The organism is Ruegeria sp. AD11(2025) (assembly GCF_056542405.1).
Window position 1 is genome coordinate 1 of sequence record NZ_JBQFZU010000104.1, and the last position, 1,392, is coordinate 1,392.

Below are 1,392 nucleotides of genomic sequence, written 5' to 3' on the forward strand. Positions count from 1 at the left end.
GAACCACGGCGAGACGTCGGCGCGTGATAAGCCGTTCGGTACGATAGATCGTTGTTAGATTTCTGCTCAGTCGGTTCATTCTCACTTCCTTCCCCCGTGCCCGTCCAACCGTGTATCCAAGCGTGAAAGCTATCAGCAAAGCAGTGATCGGGTAATCCTTCTGGAGCCTGCCAAACTCTGCAATCGCCTCTTCTCCCATCGCCTCGGCTTTGGACAGATCAATGCCGTGCTCTGCCAGCAGGTTTCTAATCTCGTCCGTTGTCTTGATCGGCTGGGGGTCGTCCGGCTGATCATCGGTCTTTGCCTCGAGTTGGGCATTGCGGGTTCGAAGTTTCTCCAACTCGGCCTCAAGTTCAGCTTTGGTCGTCATAGAAGCATGCCCTTGTTGTGCGTGGTCAAAATTGTATTCACGTTGGAGCGTCGCACAAAAACACACGCAATTGAACTCAAGATACGACCGCTTGTCTGCGGCCTGATCTGGGTGCCTCGCACCAGTTCTCTGACTGGCACGAGATATCCAATACTCTATCCACAACACCCGCCCGAGCGCTCTGGGACCTGCGGTGCCGATTCTTCATTCTTGTTGGCTCCGCGACCCAGCCATGTGCGGTCTGCCAGATAGAAGTCCGAGAACTTCGCCATGAAATCCTCCGAAACGGATTTCTGTGGGATACCAGTTGCCATAAGAGCCTGCTGCCACGCCTTCACTTTGGGATAGTTTGCCAGCATATCGTGCCCGCTGTAATCGGCGACAATCGCGGCGCGGTGCAATAGGGGCAGCCAGGCCATATCCACGTTGCCAAGTGTCCGGCCCGAGAAGTATGGACCATCGCCCAATTGCCTTTCCGCTTTCTCGAATGACTTGTCCAGCTTGGCACTCCGGTCATCATAACTCACCTGATCGCCACTTTGCATCGTGCTGCACTGAACCAGATAGTGCTTGCTGGCCTGATAGCTCCAGGCCCGGTTCAGGGCGCGCTGTTCGGGGGTCAGGTTGTTCTGCAGCGGAGCCGTGACCTCGTCGATATATTCGACAATGGCATCGCATTCGAACAGGGCCGTCCCGCCTTCGGTTACCAGAACCGGAACCTGGCCGGTCGGCGAAAGGTCCAGAAACCAGTCCGGTTTGTCACTGAGGCTAATGTAATCGATCTGATAGGGCACCTGCTTGACCTCAAGCATCGCTGTCACGCGCTGGACGAAGGGGCAGATTTTGAAACTGATGATACGGATCATTGGTCTTTCCTTTTTGGCGGTTTCCTCTGTCAGACGAGGCCCGAACCAAAAAGACGACGGTCAGTTCAACAATTTTTTGCACGAACCCGATTTTTCCTGCACGTCGGCGATATTGCCGCGTACATCCGTCGAGATGTTGCAACAGTCTTCAAAGAC

Annotated in this window: 2 protein-coding genes; both read right to left on the reverse strand. The window is 54.7% G+C overall.

Annotated features, from left to right (window positions below; genetic code table 11):
* The coding region (locus ACR1XY_RS24500; protein WP_480597409.1) for a hypothetical protein at positions 1 to 370 on the reverse strand (370 nt) is incomplete at its 3' end.
* Between the two features lie 155 nt (positions 371 to 525).
* Positions 526 to 1,236: a glutathione S-transferase family protein gene (locus ACR1XY_RS24505; RefSeq protein WP_170428318.1), complete on the reverse strand. Its 711-nt coding sequence runs from the start codon at positions 1,234 to 1,236 to the stop codon at positions 526 to 528.
* Between the last annotated feature and the right edge of the window lie 156 nt (positions 1,237 to 1,392).

What these genes read in the sequence shown, in the direction of transcription:
- ACR1XY_RS24505 (WP_170428318.1), bottom strand. Translation starts at nt 1,236, where the DNA reads ATGATCCGTATCATCAGTTTCAAAATCTGCCCCTTCGTCCAGCGCGTG.